Origin of the sequence: Flavobacterium macrobrachii (assembly GCF_014486675.1) — a bacterium.
GTDB classification, from domain to species: Bacteria; Bacteroidota; Bacteroidia; order Flavobacteriales; family Flavobacteriaceae; genus Flavobacterium; species Flavobacterium macrobrachii.
On the sequence record NZ_JACTAC010000154.1, the window covers coordinates 1 to 1260 of the forward strand.

General features: G+C 28.4%; 1 protein-coding gene. It reads left to right on the forward strand.

Annotated elements, in window-relative coordinates; all coding sequences use genetic code 11:
• The first annotated feature begins 214 nt into the window (after nucleotides 1-214).
• Nucleotides 215-1222: an IS110 family RNA-guided transposase gene (locus IAI56_RS15680; RefSeq protein WP_280527449.1), complete on the forward strand. Its 1008-nt coding sequence runs from the start codon at nucleotides 215-217 to the stop codon at nucleotides 1220-1222.
• The last annotated feature ends 38 nt before the right edge of the window (nucleotides 1223-1260 follow it).

Sequence of the window (1260 nt, forward strand, 5' to 3'; positions counted from 1 at the left end):
GCCTTTACTTTGTATTAGATAAAAAACATTAAATTTATTCAAAGGAAAACAGAGGTGAACTATCAAATCCGCCAAGTTAATGACTTATATCGCGCATTAGTCCTCTGTCTTCTCCTTGAACCCGTTGAATTGCTTCAAATAGAATGATAGACATTAAGGTCTAATAAAGGCTCTAAAGAAGTTCAACATTTTTGTTTATCCTAAATTCAAAGTTATGAAAAACTATTTATTTTATGTAGGTATTGACATTTCAAAATCAAAATTGGATGTTGTTATTTTACAAAAGGACACTTCTTTGGTATCCAATCACTTTATTGTTGAGAACAATGTAAAAGGGATTAAAGTAATTTTAAAAAACTTAATAAAACAGAAAATAGATTTAACAACTGTTTTATTTTGCTGTGAGAATACGGGTGTTTATACTTCTGTATTGAGTAGTTGTTTATCTGAAAACAATCTTGATTATTGGGTAGTTCCAGCAATAGAAATTAAACGTTCTAAAGGAATTTCTAGAGGGAAAAATGATAAATCAGATGCGAAAGATATTGCTTTGTACAGTATTAGAAATATTGACAAACTAAAACTATCGACCTTGCCAGAAAAGGTTATTCAACAATTAAAATTACTAAACACTGAAAGAGAAAAAGTAATGAAGTCGTATAAACTTTTTGAAGCGACAAAAGAAAATATCGATTTTATGCCTAAAGAGGTTTATAAATCAATTGCTACAATAAATAATAAAACAGTAAAGTTTTTGAAGGCAACATTAAAATCAATTGAAAAGGAAATGATTGAATTAATATCTAACAATATAGATTTAAAAAATCAATTTGAACTAATAAAAAGTGTTCCTGGAATTGGTGATAAAACGGCTATTTATATGCTTATAGCCACCAGAGGATTTAGTGCTTTTGATAATGCTAGGAAGTTTGCTTGTTACTCCGGAACAGCTCCTTTTGAGTATAGTTCAGGTTCGAGTATAAAAGGCAGAACTAAAGTAAATCATATGGCCGATAAAAAAATGAAATCAATATTACAAATGTGCGCACTCGTTGCCGTTAAACATGATCCGCAACTCAAAGAATATTATGAAAGAAAAAAAGATGATGGTAAGAATGCAATGTTAGTTTTAAATAATGTAAAATGTAAAATTATTGGTCGTGTGTTTTCAGTGATTAAAAGACAAACACCTTATATAAACACTTATAAATTTGCAAGTTAATCTACTTTAATTTTTATTTGTTTTTTATCATAGAATGC

Bases quoted from the DNA above. Each gene is read 5' to 3' on its own strand.
- IAI56_RS15680 (WP_280527449.1), top strand. From the start codon at position 215: ATGAAAAACTATTTATTTTATGTAGGTATTGACATTTCAAAATCAAAA.